22 protein-coding genes and 1 pseudogene are annotated in these 23,887 nt (G+C 63.6%); 12 read left to right on the top strand and 11 right to left on the bottom strand.

The annotated features are described in order from the left end of the window. The first annotated feature begins 57 nt into the window (after positions 1 to 57). The 3 genes from trxA (at position 58) to RVAN_RS03195 (ending at position 2,047) form a co-directional block, all read left to right on the top strand. Positions 58 to 972, top strand: a complete 915-nt coding sequence (gene trxA / locus RVAN_RS03205) for a thioredoxin (RefSeq protein ID WP_013418325.1) — start codon at positions 58 to 60, stop codon at positions 970 to 972. A 19-nt stretch (positions 973 to 991) separates the two neighbouring features. After that, positions 992 to 1,669 (top strand): LON peptidase substrate-binding domain-containing protein, encoded by a 678-nt coding sequence (locus RVAN_RS03200; RefSeq protein WP_013418324.1) that lies wholly within the window; start codon positions 992 to 994, stop codon positions 1,667 to 1,669. Positions 1,670 to 1,855: 186 nt separating this feature from the next. Further along, a complete protein-coding gene (locus tag RVAN_RS03195; RefSeq protein WP_013418323.1) occupies positions 1,856 to 2,047 on the top strand; it encodes a Trm112 family protein in 192 nt (63 codons plus the stop codon). Between the two features lie 327 nt (positions 2,048 to 2,374). Here the strand turns inward: RVAN_RS03195 and RVAN_RS03190 are convergent, their stop codons facing one another. Genes RVAN_RS03190 through RVAN_RS03180 form a run of 3 tightly spaced genes read right to left on the bottom strand, consistent with a single transcriptional unit; the run spans position 2,375 to position 4,719 of the window. Then, complete coding sequence (locus tag RVAN_RS03190; protein WP_013418322.1) at positions 2,375 to 3,751, bottom strand: sensor histidine kinase; 1,377 nt, start codon at positions 3,749 to 3,751, stop codon at positions 2,375 to 2,377. Continuing rightward, positions 3,748 to 4,413: a response regulator transcription factor gene (locus RVAN_RS03185; protein WP_013418321.1), complete on the bottom strand. Its 666-nt coding sequence runs from the start codon at positions 4,411 to 4,413 to the stop codon at positions 3,748 to 3,750. The genes RVAN_RS03190 and RVAN_RS03185 overlap by 4 nt, the downstream gene beginning before the upstream one ends. Further along, entirely contained in the window at positions 4,414 to 4,719 is a 306-nt protein-coding gene (locus RVAN_RS03180; protein ID WP_013418320.1) for a PepSY domain-containing protein, read from the bottom strand. Between the two features lie 149 nt (positions 4,720 to 4,868). On the opposite strand from RVAN_RS03180, the gene RVAN_RS03175 reads away from it, so the two are divergent. Together RVAN_RS03175 and RVAN_RS03170 are read left to right on the top strand one after the other, a co-directional pair. After that, the gene (locus RVAN_RS03175; RefSeq protein WP_013418319.1) at positions 4,869 to 5,156 is read left to right on the top strand and encodes a PepSY domain-containing protein; all 288 of its coding nucleotides are present in this window, start codon (positions 4,869 to 4,871) and stop codon (positions 5,154 to 5,156) included. Continuing rightward, positions 5,156 to 5,737 (top strand): cytochrome b/b6 domain-containing protein, encoded by a 582-nt coding sequence (locus RVAN_RS03170; protein WP_013418318.1) that lies wholly within the window; start codon positions 5,156 to 5,158, stop codon positions 5,735 to 5,737. Before RVAN_RS03175 ends, RVAN_RS03170 begins: the two co-directional genes overlap by 1 nt. A gap of 77 nt (positions 5,738 to 5,814) precedes the next feature. Here the strand turns inward: RVAN_RS03170 and RVAN_RS03165 are convergent, their stop codons facing one another. Continuing rightward, complete coding sequence (locus RVAN_RS03165) at positions 5,815 to 7,383, bottom strand: glycoside hydrolase family 3 N-terminal domain-containing protein (protein ID WP_155942333.1); 1,569 nt, start codon at positions 7,381 to 7,383, stop codon at positions 5,815 to 5,817. 660 nt (positions 7,384 to 8,043) lie between these two features. On the opposite strand from RVAN_RS03165, the gene RVAN_RS18660 reads away from it, so the two are divergent. Beyond that, positions 8,044 to 9,417, top strand: a complete 1,374-nt coding sequence (locus RVAN_RS18660; protein WP_169309511.1) for an ATP-binding protein — start codon at positions 8,044 to 8,046, stop codon at positions 9,415 to 9,417. 585 nt (positions 9,418 to 10,002) lie between these two features. After that, on the top strand, positions 10,003 to 11,163 hold the full coding sequence (locus tag RVAN_RS18655; protein WP_169309510.1) for a tetratricopeptide repeat protein: 1,161 nt from the start codon (positions 10,003 to 10,005) through the stop codon (positions 11,161 to 11,163). 57 nt (positions 11,164 to 11,220) lie between these two features. Here the strand turns inward: RVAN_RS18655 and ligD are convergent, their stop codons facing one another. After that, positions 11,221 to 14,133 (bottom strand): DNA ligase D, encoded by a 2,913-nt coding sequence (ligD, locus tag RVAN_RS03150; protein ID WP_013418314.1) that lies wholly within the window; start codon positions 14,131 to 14,133, stop codon positions 11,221 to 11,223. Further along, positions 14,133 to 15,107, bottom strand: coding sequence for a Ku protein (locus tag RVAN_RS03145; protein WP_013418313.1), 975 nt, complete (start codon positions 15,105 to 15,107; stop codon positions 14,133 to 14,135). The genes ligD and RVAN_RS03145 overlap by 1 nt, the downstream gene beginning before the upstream one ends. 261 nt (positions 15,108 to 15,368) lie before the next feature. On the opposite strand from RVAN_RS03145, the gene RVAN_RS03140 reads away from it, so the two are divergent. Further along, a complete protein-coding gene (locus RVAN_RS03140; protein ID WP_013418312.1) occupies positions 15,369 to 16,070 on the top strand; it encodes an SDR family NAD(P)-dependent oxidoreductase in 702 nt (233 codons plus the stop codon). A 73-nt stretch (positions 16,071 to 16,143) separates the two neighbouring features. On the opposite strand, the gene RVAN_RS03135 is transcribed toward RVAN_RS03140, so the two are convergent. Further along, entirely contained in the window at positions 16,144 to 16,812 is a 669-nt protein-coding gene (locus tag RVAN_RS03135; RefSeq protein ID WP_013418311.1) for a glutathione S-transferase family protein, read from the bottom strand. A 66-nt stretch (positions 16,813 to 16,878) separates the two neighbouring features. On the opposite strand from RVAN_RS03135, the pseudogene RVAN_RS03130 reads away from it, so the two are divergent. From RVAN_RS03130 to RVAN_RS20460, 3 genes and pseudogenes are all read left to right on the top strand, one after another. Continuing rightward, positions 16,879 to 17,049 (top strand): annotated as a pseudogene (locus tag RVAN_RS03130) (acetyl-CoA C-acetyltransferase); the annotation flags it as partial. 133 nt (positions 17,050 to 17,182) lie between these two features. Then, a complete protein-coding gene (locus RVAN_RS03125; RefSeq protein WP_013418310.1) occupies positions 17,183 to 17,734 on the top strand; it encodes a hypothetical protein in 552 nt (183 codons plus the stop codon). Positions 17,735 to 18,341: 607 nt separating this feature from the next. Beyond that, positions 18,342 to 19,076 (top strand): thermonuclease family protein, encoded by a 735-nt coding sequence (locus RVAN_RS20460; RefSeq protein ID WP_169309509.1) that lies wholly within the window; start codon positions 18,342 to 18,344, stop codon positions 19,074 to 19,076. Positions 19,077 to 19,190: 114 nt separating this feature from the next. Here the strand turns inward: RVAN_RS20460 and RVAN_RS03115 are convergent, their stop codons facing one another. The 3 genes from RVAN_RS03115 to rpmF all read right to left on the bottom strand — a co-directional run bounded on the left by RVAN_RS03115 (position 19,191) and on the right by rpmF (position 21,527). After that, positions 19,191 to 19,754, bottom strand: coding sequence for a CarD family transcriptional regulator (locus tag RVAN_RS03115; protein ID WP_013418308.1), 564 nt, complete (start codon positions 19,752 to 19,754; stop codon positions 19,191 to 19,193). A 333-nt stretch (positions 19,755 to 20,087) separates the two neighbouring features. Then, complete coding sequence (locus RVAN_RS03110) at positions 20,088 to 21,155, bottom strand: NUDIX hydrolase (RefSeq protein ID WP_013418307.1); 1,068 nt, start codon at positions 21,153 to 21,155, stop codon at positions 20,088 to 20,090. 186 nt (positions 21,156 to 21,341) lie between these two features. Then, the gene (gene rpmF, locus RVAN_RS03105) at positions 21,342 to 21,527 is read right to left on the bottom strand and encodes a 50S ribosomal protein L32 (RefSeq protein WP_013418306.1); all 186 of its coding nucleotides are present in this window, start codon (positions 21,525 to 21,527) and stop codon (positions 21,342 to 21,344) included. Between the two features lie 527 nt (positions 21,528 to 22,054). Between rpmF and RVAN_RS03095 the strand changes: the two genes are divergently transcribed. Beyond that, on the top strand, positions 22,055 to 22,681 hold the full coding sequence (locus RVAN_RS03095; protein WP_013418305.1) for an acetate uptake transporter family protein: 627 nt from the start codon (positions 22,055 to 22,057) through the stop codon (positions 22,679 to 22,681). Between the two features lie 134 nt (positions 22,682 to 22,815). On the opposite strand, the gene RVAN_RS03090 is transcribed toward RVAN_RS03095, so the two are convergent. Then, positions 22,816 to 23,796 (bottom strand): tetratricopeptide repeat protein, encoded by a 981-nt coding sequence (locus tag RVAN_RS03090; protein WP_013418304.1) that lies wholly within the window; start codon positions 23,794 to 23,796, stop codon positions 22,816 to 22,818. Between the last annotated feature and the right edge of the window lie 91 nt (positions 23,797 to 23,887).

Here is a 23,887-nt window from a genome sequence, read left to right as displayed (position 1 = left end):
AATTCTTGGCGGCCGAACAGCCGCTCGTCAGGTGCAAATTTTTCGGGTGATCCAGCGATGGCGATTTCGCTTCTCGGCGGCGGTGCCGCTCAACCGGCGGACAACACGAGCGACATCATCAAGAACACCACCACGGCGACCTTCGTGGCGGACGTGATCGAGGCATCGCACAAGGTGCCGGTGATCGTCGATTTCTGGGCGCAATGGTGCGGCCCCTGCAAGCAGCTTACACCCATCCTCGAAAAGGTCGTCCGCGCCTCCAAGGGCAAGGTGCGGCTCGTCAAGATGAACATCGACGAGCACCCGGAGGTAGCGGGCCAGCTTCAGATCCAGTCCATCCCGGCCGTCTTCGCCTTCTCGCAGGGCCAGCCCGTGGACGGGTTCATGGGCGCGCTGCCTGAAAGCCAGGTGAAGGCATTCGTCCAGCGCCTTATCGGCCCCGACGCCGATGACGCGGCGGGTGTCGAAGAAGCGCAGCGTCTGTTCGAGGAAGGCGATATCGCGGGTGCGGCACAGCTTTACGGCGCCGTGCTCAAGAATGACCGCGAGAACGCGGACGCCATCGGCGGCCTGTCGAAATGCTATGTCCGCCTCGACGATCTCGCCCGCGCCGAACAGGTGCTCTCCATGACGCCGCCCGCGAAGCAGACGGCCGAAGCCTACCTCTCGGCGAAGGCGGCGCTGGAACTCGCGAAAAAGGCCGAGCCTTCCGCCGACACCGCGCCGCTGGAAAAGGCGATCGCAGCCAATCCTCGCGACTGGGACGCGCGCTTCAAGCTTGCGCTCGCGCTCGTCGCAAAAGGCAAACGCGAGGATGCGCTCGACCACCTTTTCGAGATCGTGCGGAAGGATCGCGCGTGGAACGACGATGCGGCAAGGCAACAGCTTGTGGAACTTTTCGAGGCATGGGGGCCTAAGGATCCGTTGACACAAGCCGGGCGTCAGCGCCTGTCGTCGATTCTTTTCGCCTGATATGAAGAGGGACGTTGCTTTGGGCATTACCGAAAGATACCGGACGCTCTCCGACCTCCCGGCGCAGATTCCCGTGTTCCCGTTGCAGGGCTGCATCCTGCTGCCACGCTCCAACCTGCCGCTGAACGTCTTCGAGCCGCGCTATCTCGCCATGGTCGAGGATGCGATTGCCGGCGACCGCCTCATCGGCATCGTCCAGCCGCTCCCGGCGGAGGAAGAATCACCGGCGGCGAAGGGGTTTCCGCTGCGCGCGACGGGTTGCGTCGGACGCCTGTCCGCCTTCTCGGAAACCGACGACGGCCGCCTGCTCATCACGCTGACGGGGGTCTGCCGGTTCGATATCGTGGGCGAGACGCAAACCGCAAAGCCCTACCGCATCTGCGACGCAAGCTATCGGCCCTATGAGAACGACCTCATTCGCGGACACGGGCAAGACGCGGTCGACTGGCCGAAATTCGTCGAGGTGCTTCGCGCCTATCTAGACGCAAGAAAGCTCACTGCCGACTGGGACAGCATTCAGCGGTCCCCGACGGAGCTTCTCATCAATACGCTGTCGATGATCAGCCCTTACGGCCCGGAAGAGAAGCAGGCGCTGCTCGAAGCCGCCGATCTCAAGGCGCGCGCCGAGGTGCTGATAGCGCTGGCCGAGATGGAAATCGCCGCACCCGGATCGGGCACCGGCACCAGCCTGCACTGACATGCCTCATGCCATGCCATCGCAGAAAAAACGCTCTGCTACTTTTCAACGCTTTTAAGCGACCTCTGCGTGCGTTAAGCACGAACATCTGGAAAATCACTCGCAAAATTGCGTAAGTTGTGCCCAAGAGCTATTCTAATGCCAGCTTCGGGCCCCGCCCGACTGAACCGAGCTGAAAGGTTAACGATGGACGTCGCAACAAAAGAAGAACTCGATCCCGTTCTCCTCGAAATCCTTGTGTGCCCGATCACCAAGACGCCGCTCGTTTACGACCGGACCGCGGGTGAACTCGTAAGTCAGGCCGCCGGGCTCGCTTATCCCGTCCGCAAGGGCATACCTGTCATGCTGCCGGAAGAAGCACGCAAGCTGCACGCCTGAAGCGGACAACACCCTGCAACGAACAGCGGACGCCTGTAGCGATAAGGCGCCCGCTCAGCCAAGCCCCTCGTGGGTTCGGCTGTAGCCTTGCGCCGGAACTCGCCCGTCCCTCAGACTCCACGCCCGTTGAGCTTGCCGCGTTATTCAACGCCTGGGCCTGTAGTCACACGGCGAGGAGCCGCCGTACCTTGCCATCGGACGCCGCGCAGCAGGCCCCAAGCCGCAAGAGTTTGACTGGCGCTTTGCGGTTTTGCCACGGCACACATGCCACGCCTAAGTCACAGATTTGCGACACCGCAGCGTGTCAGCGCGCCGCATCCCCGCCGCTCACGATCCGGCTTTCGGCCCGGTCGCGATCGTCGCCTTCAATCCGCCGAGCGCCGACGACGCGTCGAGCAAGAGCCGCCAGCCATAGGCGTCCAGCACATCCTGCACGATGGCGAGGCCCAATCCCGTGCCACGCTCGCGTTCATCGAGGCGGATACCGCGCTCCATCACCAAATCTCGCAGTTCCGGCGCGATCCCTGCGCCATCGTCTTCGACGGTAATCCACAGACCCGCGCCGTCATCGTCGGCGGCGGCCGAAACGAGCACGCGCGTCGAAGCGTGCCGCGCTGCGTTCTCCAGCAAGTTGCCGAGCACTTCGGCGAGGTCGGTCCGGTCCATGGGAATCGCGAACTCGGGCGGTTGCCTCGTTTCGAAAACGACGCGCGCGCCTTCGGACGTTCGGCCGAGCGTCGCGATCAGCGATGCAAGCAGCGGTGCCAGCGGTGTAGGGCGGCCCACGCTGCGCCCGCCTACGCCACGCACGCGAGCCCGCGCCAATTCGCGATCCACATGACGGCCCATCGCCGCCACCACGCCTTCGATATCGTCCGCGATCTGCTTTTCGCCCTGCCCTCGCAAGCGGCGTGCATCCGCCGAAAGGGCGGCGAGCGGCGTCTTGAGGCCATGCGCGAGGTCGGCAGCGCGCCCGCGCGAGCGCTCGATCTCGCAGACCTGACTATCGATCAGCGCGTTCATTTCCTCGACAAGCGGCTGCACTTCCGAAGGTACCGCCGTGGGCAGGTTCACGATGCGGCCCGCGCGGATGTCGGCCACGCCCCGGCGCAGCCTGTCGAGAGGGCGAAGGCCGAGGCTCACCTGAAGAATGGTTGCCCCCGTCAGAACTGCGCCGAGGATCGCAAGCGCGATGGCTAGATCGCGCGTGAAGGCCGCAGAAGCTTTCGAAACTCCGGCAAGGCTCGCCGCAACCGCGACCCGCACCGGCATCTTGCGGTCGCCCACCGTGAGAACAACGCTTCGCTCGGCCGCGAGCACCTCATCGCGCCCCGGCCCCTGCAAGACATGCCGATGTTCCTCGCCCGGCGAAATGGCATCGGCCGCGATCGGCAGCGTCGCGTCCCAGAGCGAGCGAGAGCGCAGAAGCTGGTCGCGATCGTTGCTGACCTGCCAGTAAAGGCCCGACAGCGGCACCTCGAAGCGCGGATCGCCCGGCTTTCTCGTCAGCACGAGCGTACCGTCGGCGTTCACGTCGAGCGCTGCGAGGATCTGGCTCAGATGCAGGTTGAGATCGTCGGCGATGGTGCGCGCGACATGGCGCTCGAAAAGATGCACGAGCCCGCCACCCGCGACGGTCAGCGCGAGGAGAATCGCCGCCATTCCGCCTACGATCAGCCGCAGCCGAAGCGACGACCCCGTCATGACCCCGGTTCTTCGACGATGTAGCCGAAGCCGCGCCGTGTCCCGATCACGGGCACGCCGAGCTTGCGCCGCACGCGCCCCATCAGCACCTCAAGCGCGTTGGAATCGTGATCCTCGTCGTGGCCATAGACGGCTTCCTCAAGCTCATGCTGCGGCACGACGCGACCGCGATGCAGCACGAGATAGGCGACGACGCGATATTCCAGCGCCGACAACGCAACGGGTACGCCGCGCACGCTGACGCGCATCTGGCGGTCATCGACTGTCACATCGCCGATGCTGACGAGCGAGGACGCGGCGCCTGCCGAGCGGCGGATTATCGCGCGCAGCCGCGAGAGAAGCTCCTCCATATGGAAGGGCTTCGGCAGATAGTCGTCGGCGCCCGCGTCGATGCCGTCGACACGCTCAGCCCAGCTTCCGCGCGCGGTGAGGATGAGAACCGGCATGCGACGGTCGGCGGCGCGCCAGCGTTTCAGCACGGACAGCCCGTCCATGCGCGGCAGGCCGAGATCGAGAATGACGGCGGCATAGTCTTCGGTATCGCCGCGAAACCAGGCGTCTTCCCCCTCGCCCGCCGTTTCCACGACATAACCGCTCGCCTGAAGCGCTCGCTCCACATCGTCGGCGATCCGCCTGTCATCCTCGACAAGAAGCACGCGCATCTACTTTTCCTTGATCTTCGCGATTTCGGCGGTCTTCGCATCGACATAGACCTCGAAAATCCGGCCCGCCTTGTCCACGGTGCGAAACTCATAATACCACACGCCGTGCTTGCGCTCGATCTCGATGCCAACCACCTCGCCCGGCATCCTGTCCCTCACGGAGCCGAGGATGTCGGCGAGTTGCCTGATGTCCTTCTTTTCGACGGCTTCCAGCGCCGCGTCGTGATCGTCATCAGAATGCGCGTGCGTCAGCACCGGCGCGGCGAACGCGACGATGGCGACGAAAAGAAATCGAAGCGGCGACATCAATATGATCCTTCCGGCCTTACTTATCGCATCCGCACGCTGACAAAACGCTGACATCGGCCAACAGGCTACCGTCACCGCCACTCTGCCATTGATTGTCCATCGGCGGGGCTATCGTGCCCTGCTGCAATCCAATACGGAGTTTTGAGATGCGGAAATTTTCCCTTGTTCTGTCTGCCTTTGCCGTCTGCGCCGCAGCGACCGCCGCGAATGCGAGCGACCCGTCCCGCGCCTGCACGACTGCGCCCGAAAGCCAATGGCTCAAGATCGCCGATCTTCAGGCGAAGGTCGAGGAGCAGGGCTACAAGGTGCGCAAGGCCAAGCTGAAGAAGGCGTGCGGCGAACTTTACGCCGTCGACAAGTCCGGCGAGCGCATCGAGCTGTTCGTCGATCCGACGAATGCGAAGATCGTCGAGACGAAGAAGGACGAAGACTGATGACCATCGCCCATCAGGCGATCGAAGCCGGCGGCGCGACGCCGCCGGCAACGGTCAAGGTGTGGGATCCGTTCGTGCGGGTCTTCCACTGGTCGCTCGTCGGCCTGTTCATCGCGGCTTTCGCGACCGGCGACGAGGTCGAGCGCGTGCACATCATGGTGGGTTATGCCATCGCGGTGCTCGTGGGCCTGCGCATCGTCTGGGGCTTCATCGGCACGAGGCATGCGCGCTTCAGCGACTTCGTGAAATCGCCTGCAACCGTGCTCGCCTATCTTCGCGGTTCCACTTCACTCATCGGTCCGCGCTATCTCGGCCATAATCCGGCTGGCGGCATCATGATCCTTATGCTGCTGGCGGCGCTCATCGGCACCTGCACCACAGGCTATATGATGACGACGAAATCGGGCTGGGGCTCGCATCAGCTTGAGGAAGTGCACGAGGCATTCGCCAACGGCATGCTGGTGCTGATCGGTCTTCATATCGTCGGGGTGATCTGGTCCAGCGTCCAGCACGGCGAAAACCTCGCCCGCGCCATGATTACCGGTCGCAAGAAAACCGGCACCGATGTATCGGACGCTTAGCGTTTCGCGCCCGTCAATGCCTTGTCCATTTGCCGCTCAGGTTGTCTCAGCCTGAGCGGATTTCGGCTTTGATGAAACTAACGCGATGCTGTCGCAACCTGCATTCGCTGGCGAAAGGACGCCAGGCGCGCCTTGAGCGAAAGCACGTGACGCCAGGCATCCTCCACCCGCGCGCGCGGCAACCGACCTGCAACCACTGCCTCTTCCACCGCCTCGTAAACGGTCTCGTCGAGGTCTTGCGGCACGTCCGGCGTTGCGCGCACCAGCACGAGATCCGCGCCTGCGATCAGCGCGGATACAACCGCTTCGCCCTGATGCAACGGCGCGCCACTGTTACCGAGGTTGAGGTCGACGATGATCGCTCCCCCGAATGCCATGTCGCGTCGGAGCCAGCTCTCGCCGGGTCGCGACGGCTGGGACACACTCGTCACAGCGGACGAAATCGGTTGCTCGCTCGCCTTTACGCGCAGGATTGCGGCGTCGGCCGCATCGGCTCTGGCGACAGCCCGCAGCATGGCCGTGCTGGCGCGCTCGCGCCGCAGCGATGCCGCACGGCGCGCGCTGAACGCCTCCGCACGAAGTGCCGTCAGAACTGCCCGGTCATGGTGACCGCGCGTGAATGCGGCCGCGAACGCCCGGGCACGCGGCTCAGCCGTGGCGAAGCACGGCGCGGAAAAATCCGCCCGCTTGTCGCCGCAGGCGCCGAGCGCCGGTCCGATATTAAGAGTGATGCCGAGAGAAGACATCTCCTCCGCCATTTCGCGGTAAAGCGCGCGTGCTTCGCCGAGGCTGCGGCTCCGCCCGACATTCTTGGCGGAAGGATAGAAGGCGAAGCCCTTCTCCTCGCCGAGCGCGGATTCGGGGCCGCCTTCCTGATCCACCGCGACGAGGGCGGGCACGGCCCCGGTTTCATCCCCCAGATAATGAAGCAACTCGCGGAGTTGCGCGGACGATGAAATGTTGCTCGTGGCCACGACTACGCCCGCGAGACGCCCGGCAGCCAGCGCCGCATGAACACGGACGACGTCTGGATCGCTCGCGCGCCGCCCGGAAAAGCCGGAGAGAAGCAGTTGACCCGTCATGGCGCGCAACGAGGGAGGCGCACTCGCCGCCGAGGCTTTCGCCGCATCGCCCTTCGGCGCGCCGACCTTGGTCACGCTGACCTTCGCCACGCTGACCTTCGCCACGTCGGTTTTCGGTGCCGGGCCGAGAACCCGCGAAGTCTGCATCACCACGGGCTTCGCCGCAGGCGGCGTGCGTCCGCTTTCGTTCGTGGGGCGTGTGGCGCTCGCGACCGGGGCATTCGGCTTGGGCGGAGCGTTGGGCTTCGGGGCGGCGGCCGGGGCGGGTGTCGCAGTCTTCGGCTTCGGCGGCTGTGGCGGCAGAGGTGGCTTTTGCGGCGACGCGACGGGCGGCTTCTCGACCGTCGCCACGCATTCACCCCCGCTATATTGCAGCGCGCGGGCGCGGCAATCGGCGGGCGTGGAGCGAAGACGACGCGTCGTCGCTGTACCTGGGAAGGCGTCTTCTACATCATTGACGAAGGCGACGGCGTCGGAAGGGGCAGCGAGCGGCAACGGGATAGGCGCCGCGGCGGCCGCCCCCGAAAGACCAAAAACGCCAAGCGCGACAAGCCTTGATCGCACCGACCCCCCCATACACCATACCAGGCCCAATTCAGCCTGTCGGAGGATATTGCATGGCTGGGTTGCGTTCCAGCACGCGGGACGCGAGATCCATACTTCTTTTGCCGTAGATGCCTTTTGGTTTCGCTCGAAAAAAAGAACGCGAATGTGCGCGCGGCATTTCCTGGCGGGCGCGCTCGCGAGCTGACCGGCGCCGACACCCGAACAGCTAACTTATTGCTTTCATGTATATTTCCAATCCTCAGGCTGATGGTGGAGCCACTCTGCGGAATGCCTGGATCGCAAGGCTCCACCGCACGGGCGCAGTCGGGCGATCACCGTGAGCGCTGCGGCGACAGAATCCGCGCGCCGAGACACGCTGTCTCACCGCCCCGTTGTCCCTCCTTTTCGCGGCCATGCGCCATGAGACCGACACCATCGCGGTGGCAATGACGTCTTCGAACGGGAACGGGAACGCTTCAGGTCAATGTGCAGCAGGGGTTGTGGTGGGCGGGCCACAAGGCGGGGAAAAACGGAAAGTTCCCCCCTATATCGGCCCGCACTGCCTTGCGTTTTGCACGTTTGGCCTTTGTTATCGGCGGCTAAAGACGGGGTAGTGGTAATGGCGCTCAATTTGCAACGCAGCGCGGGCGTGCCCAAACGGTGATGGGCAATCCGCATATGGATCAAGAGACGCTGCAAGCGCTGATCAAAGTCTACAGGACTCGCGCGAGTGGCGACCTCCTCTCGATCATCATGGACGAAGCCGAGGGGCAAGAGGGGCAAGTGGCGGTTCTCGAACTGCTGCGCGCGCTTCCGCAAGACACATTGACGAGCGAGCCGTTCGCCGCCGTCAGACGCAAAGCCTGCCGTTTCAGCCTGAATGCTGAGGATTTCGACCTGGCGGAAACGCTCGCCCGCTGTTCCGACCATCCGGAGGAGCAGGCGCTCAGGGCGCGCGCCCTGTTCGCGCTCAACCGCGAGCAGGAGGCGCAGACGCTCTATCGGCAGGCCGTGCAGCAGGATGCCGCCATCCGCAACCGCGATCTGGAGCGCTTGCTCGGCATTCGGCCGGGTAGCCCGATCATCGCCACGCCCGCCAAGGTCATCTCGCTGAATACCTATTCCCTGCGCCGGGAAGCGAAGGCCGAACAGGAGCGGCGCGACGTTTTCTCCGATGTCTTCCTCGACGACTTCGACGACGTCGCCTTCACCTTCGGCGACGTGGCCGGTCTCGACGATGTCAAGATGGAAGTCCGCCGCCGCATCGTGCTGCCATATCTGAAGCCGAGCATTTTCGAGCGCTACAAGCAGAAGGCCGGAGGCAACATCCTGCTTTACGGCCCTCCCGGCTGCGGCAAGACGCTGGTCGCCCGTGCCACCGCGGGCGAAAGCGACGCGCGCTTCCTGTCTGTGAACCCGGAAGATCTCATCGACAAATATCCGGGCGAGGCGGAGAAGCGGCTGCGCGTGCTGTTCGACGAAGCGCGCTCGGACACGCCGGCCATCCTCTTCTTCGACGAATTCGATGTCGTCTCTCAGCGCGCGAAGTCTTCCCGCGAAAGCGTGAGCGCTCTCGTTTCCGCTTTCGCATCGGAAATCGACGGGACTCAGCGCAACAACAGTGGCGTTTTGGTCATCGTCGCATCGAATGCGCCGTGGCACCTCGACCGCGCGCTGTTCCGCTCGATGCGGATGCAGAGCCTGTTTTTCGTCCCGCCGCCCGACTACGAAGCCCGCAAGAAAATTCTGACTAAGGCGATCGCGGGCATACCCGGGGCAGAGGCGGTTTCAGCGGACCGGATCGCCCGGAAGACGGACGGATTTTCGGGTGCCGACCTGCGTGCGCTTGCCGACCTCGTCAGTAACGCCTCGTTAACTAAGGCGTTATCGGGTTCGGGCGAAGGGGCGCTCACGACGGCCGCCTTCGAGGACGCCCTGAGACATTTCGCGCCCTCGACCCTTCCGTGGCTTTCACAGGCGCGCGACGAGTTGAAACCGCTTCAGCGTCATGACGTGCTGTCGCGGCTGTTCATCCCGCTTGGCAGGATTTGATTTAAAGCTTTTAAGACACGGTTCCGGGATGGTTACCCTTTAGACGCTCCTGTTGCCCAAACAGCACGGGATGGGGCGTCCCTGCCCCGTTTAGGCCATAAACAGGAACCACATTGTTCTAAGTCGAAACCGAAAGCAATTCGACCTTGTACTTGTAGAAGAGGCTTAGAGTTTGTCGAAGTTGCCGTCTGTTATGCGTATGCGGTGCTTCCCTCCCGATAAATAACAGACTTTCCGAAGCGCCGGTTATTGCCGGTGAGAGGATGGTTGCCGTGACCGCTCGCACATTCAACGCCATGACACCCCCAAACATTCAATTCGCCGCGACAACGCTCGCGTCCTCTCGTGAGGGCGTTGCGTTTTTCGCGACGACTGGAACCGAGACTTCCGAAGCCGGGGAATCGTGGTCGGCGATTGCTGCGGGATGCTTGATGTCGGGGAGAAAAACGGCCTGCCGTCATTATGTCGGGACTTTGCCTAAAAACGACTACAACTTCCGGGTACTCAAGATGCACGTGCAGCGTGCGACGCGAGCACGAGATCACTTTGTCGGGCGTCGAGGCGCCTCGGTTGAAAATATTTGCCATGAAGATCTCTAAAGTAATGCGCGCTCTCAGGGTGTTATCCATTCCACTGCTGTTTTGCGGCGTCGCCATAGGCATGGTCGCCTTGCAGACCGGCTTGCAGCCCAGACGCGGCGCCACCGTGGCACCCGCGCCGGCATCGGCTTCGCTCGCGCCGTTTCCCGGAGCGCAAGCCGCGACAGCATTTCCGCAGACCAAATATGGCGACCTCGCCGCCGCCGCCGACAAGGGCGACCTTGCCGCGCGAGTCGAACTCGGCCGGCGCTTCGCAACTGGCAATGGCGTCAAGAAGAGCGAGAGCCGCGCCGCCGAATATTTCCAGCGCATCATCGCAGAATTCAGCGAAACCGGCTCGCGCGACGCACGTGCTCCGCTCATCGCCTCGGCCTTCCTCCAGATGGCGCGGCTTTATGAACAGGGCATAGCCGAAGCGGATATCGATCCCGATCCGGCCTACGCCTTCAGCCTCGTGCACCACGCCGCAAGCTATCTCGCAGATCCCGCTGCCCAGTTCGAGCTGGCGAGGCTTCTCACCGAAGGAGAAGGCGTCACCAAGAACACGCGTGCCGCCGCTCAATGGCTTCTGTCTGCGAGCCGCAAGGGCTATGCGCCCGCTCAGGCGACGCTTGGCGAGATCCTCTGGAAGGGCCGGGATGGCGTGAAGCGGGTGCCCGGCGACGGATTGGGATTGCTGGCGATCGCGCACCGCAACGCCTCGAACGAAGACAAGGCTTGGGTGGGTCGGATCTTTGAAAGCGCGCGCGCCGAAGCTGCGCCGAGCGAAATTCTCGAAGCGAACGCTTTCATCGTGCAGGAGGCGAGCGCCGCGCGTTTCCCGGTGTCGAGCGACATCCTGATCAACGGTGGCACGCGCGATGAGGCGTCGGCCGCTACCGCGCCGGTCGCGCCTTCCGCCGCTACGCCTCTGACGCAGCAATCGCTCACGACACCGCTGGTCGGCACGCCGATCAAGGGTACGTCGAAAGCGCTGACCGAGCTTGACGCCACGCCGATGTCTGTCTCCGAAGAGGGGACGCCGCATTACAGCGTCGATCAGAAGGAAAGCGGGTCTGCCGGTATTATCGAGATGTACCGCGCACGCTCGACGGATGCGCGCAGCGACTTGCCATCCAGCGTCAAATTGGCGGGCGTGGACGAGTAGAGCAGATCGCGAATAAAGCGCATCGCCGGGTTCCGATTGGCGAACAGGCCATGCGATCTAAGACTTCGGTCGCCGTCTCGGTTGCCTCGCCGCTCGCCCGCCAAGGCTTTCGATGCGCTGCGGATTCTCGAAATAACCCGCCCACGGATCGGACTTCAACGCTGCGAGCCGCCGACCCATCGTTTCGACCGTGAACCTTTGCGGCGTCAGAGCCGGGCCGAGTTCGTCCCAACCAAGCGGCGTTGCCACCGGCGCGCCCTCGCGCGCTCGCGTGGAATAGGGTGCGATGGCCGTCGAGCCGCGCCCGTTGCGCAGGTAATCGACATAGATTTTCCCGTCGCGCGCTTTCTTCGCCATGGTCGAAACGAAGCGCTGCGGCGCATCCCGCTCCATCGTCTGCGCGATACCCTGGGCGAAGGCCTTCAACTCCTCCCAGCCGAGATCCGGCACCAGCGGCGACACCACATGCAGCCCCTTGCCGCCGGTCGTCTTCACCCACGACTCGATGCCGAGATCGCCGAGCCGCCGCCGAACCTCGCGCGCGCCATCCATGACCGCTTCGAAGCCAACGCCATCGCCCGGATCGAGATCGAAAATCAGCGTGTCGGGCCGCTCAAGGTCGTCGATGCGCGCGCCCCAGGGATGGATTTCGAGCACGTTCGATTGCACAAGATTGATAAGGCCGCGCAGATCGTGGATGACGAGCGCCTCCGTGTCGCCGTCCTTGTCGGCAATCGGGACCACCTCCACCGCGTCGGTGAGGCCCGCGAAGGATCGCTTCTGATAGAAGCAATCGCCGCCTTGGCCGCTCGGGCAGCGGACGAGCGCAAGTGGGCGGCCGGTGATGAACGGCAGAATGTGGTCGGCGACCTCTGCGTAATAATCCGCGAGGCCGAGCTTCGTCAGCCCCTGCCCCTCCCAGAGAATACGGTCGGGATGAGTGAGCCGGATGCCTTCGAAATCGACGGTGCCGCCCTTCCCGGGCGTAGCACGAGCGCGCGCGGGCGTGGTGCGTTCGCGGGCGGCGGCGTCGGGGGCTGTCTGTTGACGCGGCATTTCGAACAGAACCTCCGTTGCAGGCTTGTCTTCGCGCAAGCCCTTGAATGCGGCGTGACGTAGATGCCGGTCGCCTGTCCAGCCGCGAAACTCGACCTCGGCGACGAGCTGCGGCTCGACATGAACAAGCCCGCGCTTTTCTTCTGACGACAACGCATTGGCGAAGGGCGAGGTTGCGCGCCGCAACGGCTGGAGCTGCTTGAACAGCGCCTTCGCGGTCGCCTGCGTGAAGCCGGTCCCGGCGCGGCCCACATGCAGCAGCGCGCCGTTGTCATAAGCGCCGAGCGCGAGGCTACCGATAGCGCCGTGCATCGCGGTCGATGGTGCGTACCCTCCAACGACGAATTCCTGCCGGTTCGTGCATTTCGTCTTGAGCCATGCCCCGTGCCGGCCGGAGCGGTAAGGCGCGTCGAGGCGCTTGGACACGATGCCTTCGAGGCCGAGGCGGCAGGCGTTTTCGACCATGGCCGGGCCGTGACCGATGACGTGGTCGGAATATCGAAGTGCCGACGCTGCGGCGGCTTCAACCAGCGGCGCGAGCGCGGCCTTGCGTGATTCGAGGCTCGCGCCTCTCAGGTCGTAACCGTCGAAATAGAGAAGGTCGAAGGCGAAGAAGACGATATCGGCTTTGCTTTTGCGGGTGGACAACGCCTCTTGCAGCGCCGAGAAGCTCGACACGCCCGTGTGATCCTCGACCACGGCCTCACCGTCCACGATGGCAGACGCGGCGGGAAAGGCGGCGAACGCGGCGGCGATTGCGGGGAAACGCTCCGTCCAGTCGAGGCCACTGCGCGTCATGAGGCGCACGCGTCCGTTCTCGATCAGCGCCATGACCCGGTAGCCGTCGAACTTGATTTCGTGCAGCCAGTTGTCGCCGTCGGGCGCGCGCTCGCAAAGTTGCGCGAGGCATGGCGCGACAAAGCCGGGGAAGGGCGCTTTCTTCGCGCCCGCGACGGCTTTCGCGGCGCCGGCGGGTGCCGTGGTTGCCACCGCGACGCGGGCGGGCGACTTCGCGGGTGGCGGTGCGGCTGCGACAGGGTCGGCATCCTGCGCTACGGGTGCTTTGGCAACGCGGCGCGCAATTCGCCGCGACGTGGTCTTCGCCGCATCCTCATCCGACGCGCGGCGGTCGGCACGGATGGCCCCCGCCGCGCCCGTGGCATCAGCCAGCGTGCGACGCCGCTTGCGTTTCGGCAACGCTGGCCACTCCTCCGCGCCCTCCGCAGGCGAAAGCTCGCCCTTCACAAGCCCCGCCTTGCCTGACCACACCGCTTCGCCGTCGCGCGCGATTTCATCGATGCTGCGTCCTGTCGCGACCGAATCCGGCGCGTCTTCGAGGATGTCGCCATCGCCCGCCGCGCGCGCAAATTCGTCGTCTGACTTGAACAGAAGCCACTGCTGGTCCTTCTCGCCCGGCCTCGGCTTGATGTGAATGAGGTGCCAGCGGCCCTTGAGTTTCTCGCCGTGCGCCGTGAAGGCGAGATGCCCTTTCGCGTAGCCCTTCGCGGGGTCGCCTTCCGGCTCCCACGTACCGCGATCCCAGACCATGACCGTGCCGCCGCCATACTCGCCCGGCGGGATGATGCCCTCGAAATCGCCATAGTCGAGCGGGTGGTCCTCGACATGCACGGCGAGCCGCTTTTCGGCGGGATCGAGGCTCGGCCCTTTCGTCACCGCCCAGCTTTTGTAGACGCCATCGAGTTCAAGGCGCAGGTCGTAATGCAGCCGCCGCGCCGCGTGCTTCTGGATGACGAAGCGCAGCTCAGGGGCCTTGGCCAGTTGCTTCGTGCCGGATGGCTCAGGCGTTTTCGCGAAGTCGCGCTTCTGACGGTAGCGCGTGAGGTCGCCTTTCGCAGAGACGGCCGGCGCGCCGCGCTTCGATTTTGCCGGTGCTGAGGCGGCGCCCTTCGGCATCAGTGTATGCCCGCCCTCTTTCGTTCAGGCTTGGCACGCGGCGGCGGCGGGACGGCGGCGGCTTTCGCCTTGGCCGCACGCGGCTTACGCTCCGGCTCGGCGCGGGCTTCGGCGGCGGCGCGCGGCGCGGGCTTAGCGGCGGATTTCTTCGCCTTCGGCTCCTCGCCGGAAGCGGGCGCGGCCGCAACCTTCGTTCCCTTTTCAGCGGCGACCGATTTCCTGAGCGCTTCCATAAGGTTGATGACGTTTGTCGGCTGCGCGGGCCGGGTGGCCTCGATCGGGCGGCCCGCCTGCTTCGCCTTGATCATCTCGGCCAGCGCGCTCTCATAGCGATCGTCGAAGGCGGCGATGTCGAAATGCCCGCGCTTCGTGCCGATGATGTGCTTCGCCAGATCCAGCATCTCGCCGGGAATCTTGATCTCGGGGATGTCCTCGAAATAGGCTTCGTCGCCGCGCACCTCGTAATTGTAGTGCAGCGATGTTGCGACGATGCCCTTATCGCGCGGCTCCAGCATGAAAAGCCGTTCGCGCCGGTTGATGACCGCTCGCCCCAGCCCCGCAACGCCCTCCGCCGCCATGGCGTCGCGGATCACCGCAAACGCTTCCTCCGCCACCTTGTCGTTCGGCGCGAGATAATAGGGGCTGTCGAGATAGACCGGGTCGATCTCGGATTTCGGCACGAAACGCTCGATTTCGATGGTGTGCGAGCTTTCGATCTCCACCGTGTCGAGGTCGTCGTCCTCGATAAACAGGTAATCGTTCTTCGCCACCTGATAGCCGCGCACGCGCTCGTCGCGCTCAACCGGCTCGTTCGTGTCCGAATCGACCATGAGCTGTTTCAGCCGGTTGCCCGTCGCGCGGTTCAGCCAGTTGAAAGAAATGCGCTCCGAACTTGAAGTCGCCGGATAGAGCGCGACCGAACAAGAGACGAGCGAAAGCTTGAGATAGCCTTTCCAGTAAGGGCGCGGGGCCATACGCGGAACTCCGAAGGCTTGGGGCGTGAGTATTCGATGCCGGGTGGCACGTCTCACGGTGGATGAAAACGCGGCGTGCGTTCAAGAAGTTCCGTTTCAGCTCGCGTTCAAGGCGTTAGTTTCAAGAACAAAAGAAGATCGTAGAAGCATTTCGACGCTTGAATTTGCGATAATGTACGCAACAACCCGCGACGGTGCGCCAGATGAAGCGCCACGCGGGTTAGAGCGTTGTCAGCGAGAAACCAACAAGGGAGAGATGCCATGCCGCTGCCCGTCGATCCGATTGCCGGGAAAGTCATTCTGTTGACAGGCGCCAACCGGGGCATCGGCCTCGCCACGGCGAAGGAACTCAAGGCGCGCGGCGCGACGGTCGTGGCGGGGGTGCGCCAACCATCGAAAATGGCGCCGCTCGAAGGAGTTATCGTGCTTCCGCTCGACGTGGCGAACGCCGAAAGCTGTCGCGCCTTCGTGGATTGCGTCGAGAAGCACGAGGGGCGGATCGATGGCCTCATCAACAACGCCGCGATCCTGCTTAACCCGAAGACCCCCGTGCTCGACATGGCCGAAAGCGACCTCCTGAGCACGCTCGAAATCGATCTCGGGGGCCCGATCCGCATGTGCCAACTCGTCGTGCCGCGCATGCTGGCGAAAGGGTCCGGGCGCATCGTGAACGTCTCGTCGGGCCTCGGCGCGATCTCGGACATGGCGGGCGGCTACGCGGCCTATCGCATGGCAAAACTCGCGCTGAACGGCTTCACGAAAATTCTTGCCGCCGAACTCGGGCCGAACAGCCCCGTGAAGGTGAACAGCCTTTGCCCCGGCTGGGTGCGTACCGATATGGGCGGCGCGGAGGCAAACCGCGATCCATCCGAGCCGGCGCGGGAAATCGCGGATCTTGTGGCGATCTCGGCGGACGGGCCTACGGGCGGCTTCTTCCGCCGTGGCGAACCCGCCGACTGGTAGGCCGGCGCTGGAAGAGCGATTTCTTGAGCATCATCTTATCGCAAAACCGGTGCCCACTTTTGCGGATCATGCTCTAGCCGAACGCGCCGCAGGCCACCGCCGGTCCGGTGACGACGGGCGGCTCGGTTTCGCGCGCGCTCTGCCTTTCGGCGACGCGGGCATACCAGTCGAGAATATGCGGCGCCTCCTCCAGCATGGCCGCGCTTTCCGGCTTCAGCCGCATGAACCACATCAGCGGAAACAACATCATGTCCGAGAGGTTGAACTCATCGCCCGAGAGATAGCGGCTCACCGCGAGACGCTCGTCGAGCACCGCGAAGCATTTGTGCATTTTCGGCAGAAGCGCCTCAATGGTGGCGCTGTCGGGCTTGCCGTCCGGCGCGGCGAGATAGGCGCTGATATATTGCCTCGCAAGCACCGGATCGATGGTGGTCAGCACGAGCGCGATCCATTGCTCGGTGATCGCTGCGCCGCGAGCGTCGCGCGGCACGAGCGGCGGCCCGTCGAACGCGTCGTCGATATAGGTGCAGATGGCGCGGCTCTCGAACAGCACGAGGTCGCCGTGACGCGCGCACGGCACGAGGCTGAACGGATGGATCGCGGCCACCTCGGGATCGGTCGGCCGCACCACCGTTTGCGTATAAGGCACGCCCTTTTCGCGGGCGGCCATGCAGACCGTGCGGACGAAGTTGCCCCACGGCGCGCCGATGATTTCGAGTTCTGGCTTGTCGCTTGTGGCCATGTTGATGCGTCTCTTCATGTCGGTTGTTTGAAGCGCAACAGTCCGCCTGCGTCGGAGTTCCGCTTTCGCGACCTCGGGCTTCCCCATGACAAGGTCAACATCGGCGGCGGGGCATGCGCGCTTGGCCATCCCATCGGCGCGTCGGGCGCGCTGAGGCGGACGGGCGCAAGGCGCGGCATCGCAGGCCTGTGCATCGGCGGCGGCGAAGCCGTGGCGATGGCCGTCGAAATCGACTGAAGCGGCTCGGCTTTCGCCTTGCTGGACCTTGTGCGCGATGCCGATGAACGACGGGTCGCGAAAGCGTGGTCACGGCTCTTTCTCTCTTCGTGGTATAGTCGAAGGTAAAAGTATAAGCCGGAGGGAAGGAACCATGCTGCAGAAGAGCGCTCCCGTAAAACAGATACCGCTGCTTGCCATCGGTGGCGGCGTTGTTGCTGTGCTTGCCGCTATCGGCGCTTATGCCGTCGCGACCGTGTCCGAAGACTTCACACGCATGCTCGTCATAAGCTACGGTCTTGCCATCGCACTTCTCGCGGCGAGTTCCCTCGCGATGCGATATCTGCTGCCGCAGGATCGGCGTTTCCTGGCGCTCGCCGCGGGCGTGCCGGCGGCTCAGGTGATCTCGCTTCTGATGTCGCTCGTCGCGTTTGGACCGGACGCCGTCCCACAGGTCGCGGCCGACCTCATTGCCCTCGTGGTCGGCCTCGTCTGGCTGTTTCAACGGCCGGGACGTGCGCCGCTCCTGTTCCTGCTGGCTTATCAGGCGTTCGCGCTCGCCCTGAAAACCTACATCCTCTTTACGCAGGACTTCACGCTGAGCTTCATTCGCGGCGTGATTACAACGATCCTCGTGCAGATATTGGCGCTGTTCGTGCTTTACGACGCTTATCTGAGGATGAAGGCGCGGACCAAGCACGCGTAGACGCCGGGCGGACTCAAACTGAGCGCCGTCACGCCGCCGCGCGGACCAAGCGCGCGTAGACCGCCGTCTGCGCTTGCGCTGCACGATGACAAACGAAGCATCTTCGCGGAGCAACCGATCGCGCGCCAATAAGCTCCGTGGCGCCAAGCCATTGCTCGCTCGACACTCAGGCCGGACCACCGATGAACGAAGGTGCAGCGGTGGCGCACATCGGAAGCGCTGGCGTGCCGCGCGCGCCACGGCGATGCGATGCGTGCCGGGGAAACGCTTGAGCGCGGTGCAGCGAGCTACTACGAATTGCGCCATGATTTTTTCATTCCGCCACGCGCAGGCGCGCATCGACGAGCCGCTTTTCCGCTCCGGGCACGAACTCTGCGGAAGCCCGCGCGGCGGGAGCTGTCGACGGAGCTTGTCGGCTCCGCCGTTACTTGGCGCGCGCAACTTTTGGCATGCGTCGAGCGTATTTGGCTGGCGAGGCATGTGGTGGGCGGGATCGAAAGTCCCGCGAACCATTTCCGCGAGCGGCTTTCGCAAGGCTACCTCCGCCGTTTGCATTCTGGCCGTGCTGGTGGCGGCCTCGCCTTCGCGCGGGCAACAGGGGGCCGCCGTGCCGACCTGTGACCTCCGAAGCGCGGGCGAAAGCGCCCTTGCCGCCGTCACCGGACCGCAAACGCTCCGCCTCGCGGATGGCCGCATGATTCGCCTCGCGGAAATCATCGCGACCCCTCCCCTGCCGCAACAAGGCGGCGACGCCGCGCACGATGCGACCTCTTATCTGAAGGGCGCGCTCGGGAAGAAGGTCGAGGTAAAAATCGGCGGCGCGGAGCGTGATCGCTACGGCGTGACCACCGCGCATATCTTCGTCGCGGGCGATCCGCCGCTCTGGCTGCAACAACAACTCGTGTCAGCCGGGCTGGCGCTTGCCGCGCCGCAAGCGGACAACAAGAGCTGCTTCGCCGCGCTTCGAGCCGCCGAGGCAACCGCCAGAGCCGAAAGGCGCGGAAACTGGGGGAGCGCCGTCTTCAAGATCTTGTCGGCGTCCGAGCCGCGCCTCGTCGGCAATCTCGTTCAGACCTATCAGATCGTGGAGGGCGTAGTGAAAGGCGTCGCCAGAAGCGGCTCGCGCATAACGCTGACCTTTGGGGATGACAAGAAGTTCGGCTTCCGTGCGTATGCCGAAGGAGCGGCGGCGAAGCGCCTAAGCGGCGACGTGACCGCGATTGTCGGAAAGATCGTGCGCATCCGGGGCTGGCTGGAGCGCAAGGCTGGGCCATCGATCACGGCCACTTTACCTGAGCAGGTTGAAGTCGTCAGCGGCGAGGAAGGCGCAACACTGCGCTAACCTCGGCACGCGCCGAATGGCATGTTCATCGTCTCGATGGGAGGAACGGCTTGCTGTCGCGGCATCGCGGCTCCGAGCGAAAGAGCACGCGACGCTGCGGGAAAAGCAAGCCGATCAGGCGGCTTCCTTCTTCTCTTCGTCTTCGACTTCCTGCTTGCGAAGACGACCGGCCTTTGTCAGCGCTTCGGCGACCTTCTGGATGGCGATCGATTCATCGACATCCTGAGCGGCGGCGATTTCCCGCGCCATGCGATCGAGAGCCGACTCGTAAAGCTGGCGTTCGGAGTATGACTGCTCGGGCTGCGCGTCGGAACGGTAAAGGTCGCGCACGACTTCGGCGATGGTGATCAGATCGCCGGAATTGATCTTCGCCTCGTATTCCTGGGCGCGGCGGCTCCACATCGTGCGCTTGACGCGGGCGCGTCCGCGCAGCGTCTCCATGGCGCGAGCGAGCACGGCTGCGTCCGAAAGCTTGCGCATGCCGGCGCTCTGCGTCTTCGACGTGGGGACGCGAAGCGTCATCTTGTCTTTTTCGAAGTTGATAACGAAGAGTTCGAGCTTGCAGCCGGCGATTTCCTGCTCTTCTATCGCAACGATACGCCCTACGCCGTGCGTCGGATAAACCACGTATTCGTTGGCTTTGAAACCGAAGCATAGATCCTTATTATTATCAGGCATACTCGCTCTCACTTTGCTTTGTCTTGGTTAGAGGGTTCTCATCAACATGCCGCAGCCTTACGCCTCGCATGACTGAAAACAAATAAGCCGCCCCGCCCTTTTAGAGCCGACTCGAAGCCATGCCTTAATCGTGATCCTTTGCAGGCGGCTCGTACGCGCCTACGATTGAGGGTCTTGCCGAGGCCGATCAGACTCAATCGCCGCAATGAGTCTTCCTACCGACAGGGAAATATTATCAAAATGCGCCGTTTTTAGGAAGCATTCAAAGAGCTTAATCACCCTCTTTCTGGGGATTTCTTCTCTTTCCTACGAGTAGTGTTAACGGGGCAACGGTCAGGTGGCAGAATTTGTTCTTGTAATGTTCTGCACGCGAACCCTGAAACCAGGTGCAGGCCGCTCGAGAAGGACGCTTTTTCGGAAGCGGTAGAGCCGCGCGGGGCGGCCGCCCGTTCTCGATACCTGCTGGCCCGTCAATTCGACCAACCCCGCGTTTTCAACAAGCCGCCGGAAGTTCTGCTTGTGCAGATAGCTACCGAGGATGGCTTCGACAACCCGCTGAAGATCAAGCAAGGTAAATGTCTCGGACATCAACTCGAAGATCACGGGCCGATATTTGAGTTTTCCGCGCAGCCTGCTCATCGCGGTCGCGAGGATTCGGCGGTGGTCGAACATCATCGGACGCCCGAGTTGCGGCAGGTCAGACCATGCGCGCGCGGCGTCGCGACCGTCGCGGGCCGCCTCCGCGATAAGACCGGCCTCGTAAAGAAGCTCGTAGCGATCCAGCACCTTCTCGTCGTCCCAGGGCACCGACTGGCCGAAACACATGCGAAAGCGGTCCCCTCGCGCGAGCGGCCGTCGCGGCGTGCCCGCGCTCTCGCGCCGATGCGCCCATTCCTCAAGCCTCGGCTCGATCTCCTGCGTCAGGATCTGGGGCTTGCCGTTGCGCCAGTCCTCCCAGGGCAGATGACGATACCATGCGCTCCAGTGCGCCCCGCCGCCCGCACGAGCCTCTTCGTTGCGGGTCAGCGCGAGATAGCCGATGGACACCACATGCATGCCCTCGTCGCCCGGGTGCGCGTGGCGGCCCCGATCGCCGAACGTATAGAGCTGCTCCACATAACCGAGGTCGGCGCCGGTCTGGTCCTTCACCCAGTCACGCAGCCCGATTTCGAGCGTGCGATGCTTGCGCGGCGTGAAGAGGCCAAACGGCAGCGCGGGCGGCGAATCGCCATTGGCGCCGCTACCGGTCGAGACGGTGAGAATCTGTGGCTCGCCGCAGATCATCGACACGATGGCGGCATTCAGTCCGATCTCGACGGCAGCCGTTTCTTCTCCGGGCGCAGCGGTAGGGTGGCCGTCCGGCGCTTTGTGTTCCCGTATGAGAAGATCCTCGGGTGTCATCGCAACCAATGAAATACCAGATCGGGCCTGAATACGCTATGCCAGGCGGACGCGTTGGAAATGCTATGCCGACGCGGACGCCAAAAACGCCAAAGGCGCCGCGTTTGATCGCGGCGCGGCGCATAAGGGCTGAAAGCACCGATCCAGAGAGGCGATGAGCCTATGCGAGGCTACAGGCCGGACCGGTTAGATGTCTTCGCGCGGTTCCAGAATCTGGCGGCCGCGATATTTGCCCGACTTGAGGTCGATGTGGTGCGGACGGCGCAGTTCACCCGACTCCTTGTCCTCGACATAGGTCGGGGCGGCAAGCGCGTCGGCCGAGCGGCGGAAACCGCGCTTCATGGGCGAGACTTTTCTCTTGGGGACTGCCATCGTCGTTCTCCGAATAGAAATGCAACAAGCCCCGTCCTTCGGTTCCCTTTCCGAAGGTGCGAAGCCTGTCGAGAGTTAATCGCCGCTAGATATACATGCCCTTTTAACGCTTGGCTAGCCCGCTTGGCAAAAAGCCCGATGGTTTTCCGCCATGAGGCGCGCCGATCGTTTGCCGCCGTGGCCGGACGTGGCCTGCTTTTGCATCGGGCGGCGTTTCGCCACGCCGGTTCGGGCGGGAACCGTCCATCTCATGCATGTCCTTGTTTGGGCAGCGTTCGCGCCGTGCGAACCCTTGGCATGCAAGACTTTAGTTGAGTGGCGCGATCCTGTTTCGGGGATTACGGACCGGCAGCTAAAGATTCTCGAAACGAATGGACATCTAGCGAAAATCTTCCTCGCGAAATGACGACTGACAGAACGGCAATCCTTCGATCGTGAATGGGATGGGTACGTATCGAGGGCATGCCTCAGTGGCAGCGAAACCGCAATCACTGAACACGCGTCACGTCATTCGATAGAGGAATTCAATGGACCAGCGAGTAGACTCGAATTTTCAGAACGTTCAGCTCACAACATCTCCTTGGGCGAATCCGACGCCGGCGGGTTTGGTTGGTCTGGCTGTAGCCTGCTTCTGTTTTTTCGCCTTGTTGAGCGGCAACGTCACAAAAGAGGCCATGCCGTTGCTGGGCCTCTGGCTGTTGGGCGGCTTCGTCATCCAGTTCACTGTGGCGATCCTGGACTACAAGTCGAATAATTCGACCGGAGGTAACACGTTTCTGTTCTTCGCCGCCTTCTTCATGTTCGTCGGCGGCGTCGAGATGCTGTTGAAGTACGACATGATTGTGCGGCAGGTTCCCTTCGATGCGCGCATCGATGGCTGGGCATGGGCCGTTCTGACGATGGTTCTCTGGCTCTGGACCCCCGCCTTCCTCAAGAACACGGTGCTACTCTTCGCCATCGTGGCGCTGCTCGATGTGGCCCTGCCCTTCGTGGCGTTGATGGATCTCGGCCTGATCGGAAAGTCCAACGCGTTCATCCCCGCTTGGGCCTTGCTTGGCGCTGGCATCGTGGGGATTTATCTCAGCGGCGCGCTGGTCGTGAATACGGCTTTCGGCAGGAAGGTTTTGCCGCTGCCGGGGCCGCTCGTTCCCTGAGAAACTTAGTGGTTCAGTCGTCAGCCTTCCAGAGCGCCGGACAATGTCCGGCGCTTTTGGCTTTTAAGCGTCATCGCTCCCGATACATGAAAGCTCGGCCTGGCGCGATCAATGAGAGGGTCATGCCCTATGCGTCAGCGGACAGCGGCACCGGCTTCCTCGCGCCAAGCTTGCGCCTCGGCTTCCGCCTTCTTGCGCTCGTCCGGCTTCAGCGACATCACGAACAGGTCCATCCTGAAATCGCTCTGACCGGCGGCCCGCGCCAGCAGATGCCACTTCGACGCCGCGATTCGATCCTTCCCCACGCCGAAGCCCGCCGAATAGGCGCGCGCCAGCCGATTCTGCGCGATCGGGTTTCCCCGCTCCGCCGCGATCCGCAGCAGCTTAACCGCGCCCGCCTCGTCCTTCGGCACGCCCTTGCCGTTGCCGAGCATGATCGCGTACTCCACCTGCGCTTCGACATTGCCCATATCCGCAGCTTTGGCCATGAACTGGGCTGCCTTGGCCTCGTCCTTCTGGACGCCATCGCCGTGGCGAAGCAGCGTCGCGAGGTCGTAGGCCGCCTGCGCGTGATCCTTTTCCGCCGCGATGCCGAGCCAGTAGGCCGCCCGGCCCATGTCCTGCGGTCGAGCGAAGCCTTCGACATAAACTTGCGCGAGATTATAGGCCGCGAGCGTATGGCCCTGCTGCGCCGCGGCCTCGAAGAAGTCGGCGGCCTTGCGGCGATCCTTCTTGAGCCCGCGGCCTTCGGCGAGCATGACGCCGAGGCGGAACTGCCCGTGCATATCACCCGCGACTGCGCCCTTGGTGAACCACTCGGCGGCCTTCTTCAGATCCTGATGGACGCCGAGGCCCTGTTCGTAAAGCTCGCCGAGGAGCGTATTGGCCTGCGCCTCGCCGCGTTGCGCCGCTGCGCTCGCCAGCCGGTAGGCTTCATCGTAATTCCCGGCTTCGAAGGCTGCGTAGGCTGGATCGCCCGGGTCCGAGGGCGCTTCGCTCGTGGACCAACCGCCCTTCTGCGCGGGCGGCGCCTTCGATGCGGCATCGCAAGCGGGCGCCAGCGCACCGATGAAGACGGCGGTCAAGGCGAAGGTCAGAAGTCGCAGGCTTTTCACGGAAGCAAAACCTCGAAGACATCGCCGACGCGATGGATTGCCCGCCGAACATCCGACGGTCTCCGCGTCGTGCGGAAAGCTAGGCTTGTGC

Origin of the sequence: Rhodomicrobium vannielii ATCC 17100 (assembly GCF_000166055.1) — a bacterium.
GTDB classification, from domain to species: domain Bacteria; phylum Pseudomonadota; class Alphaproteobacteria; order Rhizobiales; family Rhodomicrobiaceae; genus Rhodomicrobium; species Rhodomicrobium vannielii.
This window is presented reverse-complemented; position numbering and strand designations above follow the sequence as displayed.

Coding starts and splice junctions, on each gene's coding strand:
- trxA (WP_013418325.1), top strand. CDS start 58: ATGGCGATTTCGCTTCTCGGCGGCGGTGCCGCTCAACCGGCGGACAAC.
- RVAN_RS03195 (WP_013418323.1), top strand. CDS start 1,856: ATGGACGTCGCAACAAAAGAAGAACTCGATCCCGTTCTCCTCGAAATC.
- RVAN_RS03190 (WP_013418322.1), bottom strand. CDS start 3,751: ATGACGGGGTCGTCGCTTCGGCTGCGGCTGATCGTAGGCGGAATGGCG.
- RVAN_RS03185 (WP_013418321.1), bottom strand. CDS start 4,413: ATGCGCGTGCTTCTTGTCGAGGATGACAGGCGGATCGCCGACGATGTG.
- RVAN_RS03180 (WP_013418320.1), bottom strand. CDS start 4,719: ATGTCGCCGCTTCGATTTCTTTTCGTCGCCATCGTCGCGTTCGCCGCG.
- RVAN_RS03175 (WP_013418319.1), top strand. CDS start 4,869: ATGCGGAAATTTTCCCTTGTTCTGTCTGCCTTTGCCGTCTGCGCCGCA.
- RVAN_RS03170 (WP_013418318.1), top strand. CDS start 5,156: ATGACCATCGCCCATCAGGCGATCGAAGCCGGCGGCGCGACGCCGCCG.
- RVAN_RS18660 (WP_169309511.1), top strand. CDS start 8,044: ATGGATCAAGAGACGCTGCAAGCGCTGATCAAAGTCTACAGGACTCGC.
- RVAN_RS18655 (WP_169309510.1), top strand. CDS start 10,003: ATGAAGATCTCTAAAGTAATGCGCGCTCTCAGGGTGTTATCCATTCCA.
- ligD (WP_013418314.1), bottom strand. CDS start 14,133: ATGCCGAAGGGCGCCGCCTCAGCACCGGCAAAATCGAAGCGCGGCGCG.
- RVAN_RS03145 (WP_013418313.1), bottom strand. CDS start 15,107: ATGGCCCCGCGCCCTTACTGGAAAGGCTATCTCAAGCTTTCGCTCGTC.
- RVAN_RS03140 (WP_013418312.1), top strand. CDS start 15,369: ATGCCGCTGCCCGTCGATCCGATTGCCGGGAAAGTCATTCTGTTGACA.
- RVAN_RS03135 (WP_013418311.1), bottom strand. CDS start 16,812: ATGGCCACAAGCGACAAGCCAGAACTCGAAATCATCGGCGCGCCGTGG.
- RVAN_RS03125 (WP_013418310.1), top strand. CDS start 17,183: ATGCTGCAGAAGAGCGCTCCCGTAAAACAGATACCGCTGCTTGCCATC.
- RVAN_RS03115 (WP_013418308.1), bottom strand. CDS start 19,754: ATGCCTGATAATAATAAGGATCTATGCTTCGGTTTCAAAGCCAACGAA.
- RVAN_RS03110 (WP_013418307.1), bottom strand. CDS start 21,155: ATGACACCCGAGGATCTTCTCATACGGGAACACAAAGCGCCGGACGGC.
- rpmF (WP_013418306.1), bottom strand. CDS start 21,527: ATGGCAGTCCCCAAGAGAAAAGTCTCGCCCATGAAGCGCGGTTTCCGC.
- RVAN_RS03095 (WP_013418305.1), top strand. CDS start 22,055: ATGGACCAGCGAGTAGACTCGAATTTTCAGAACGTTCAGCTCACAACA.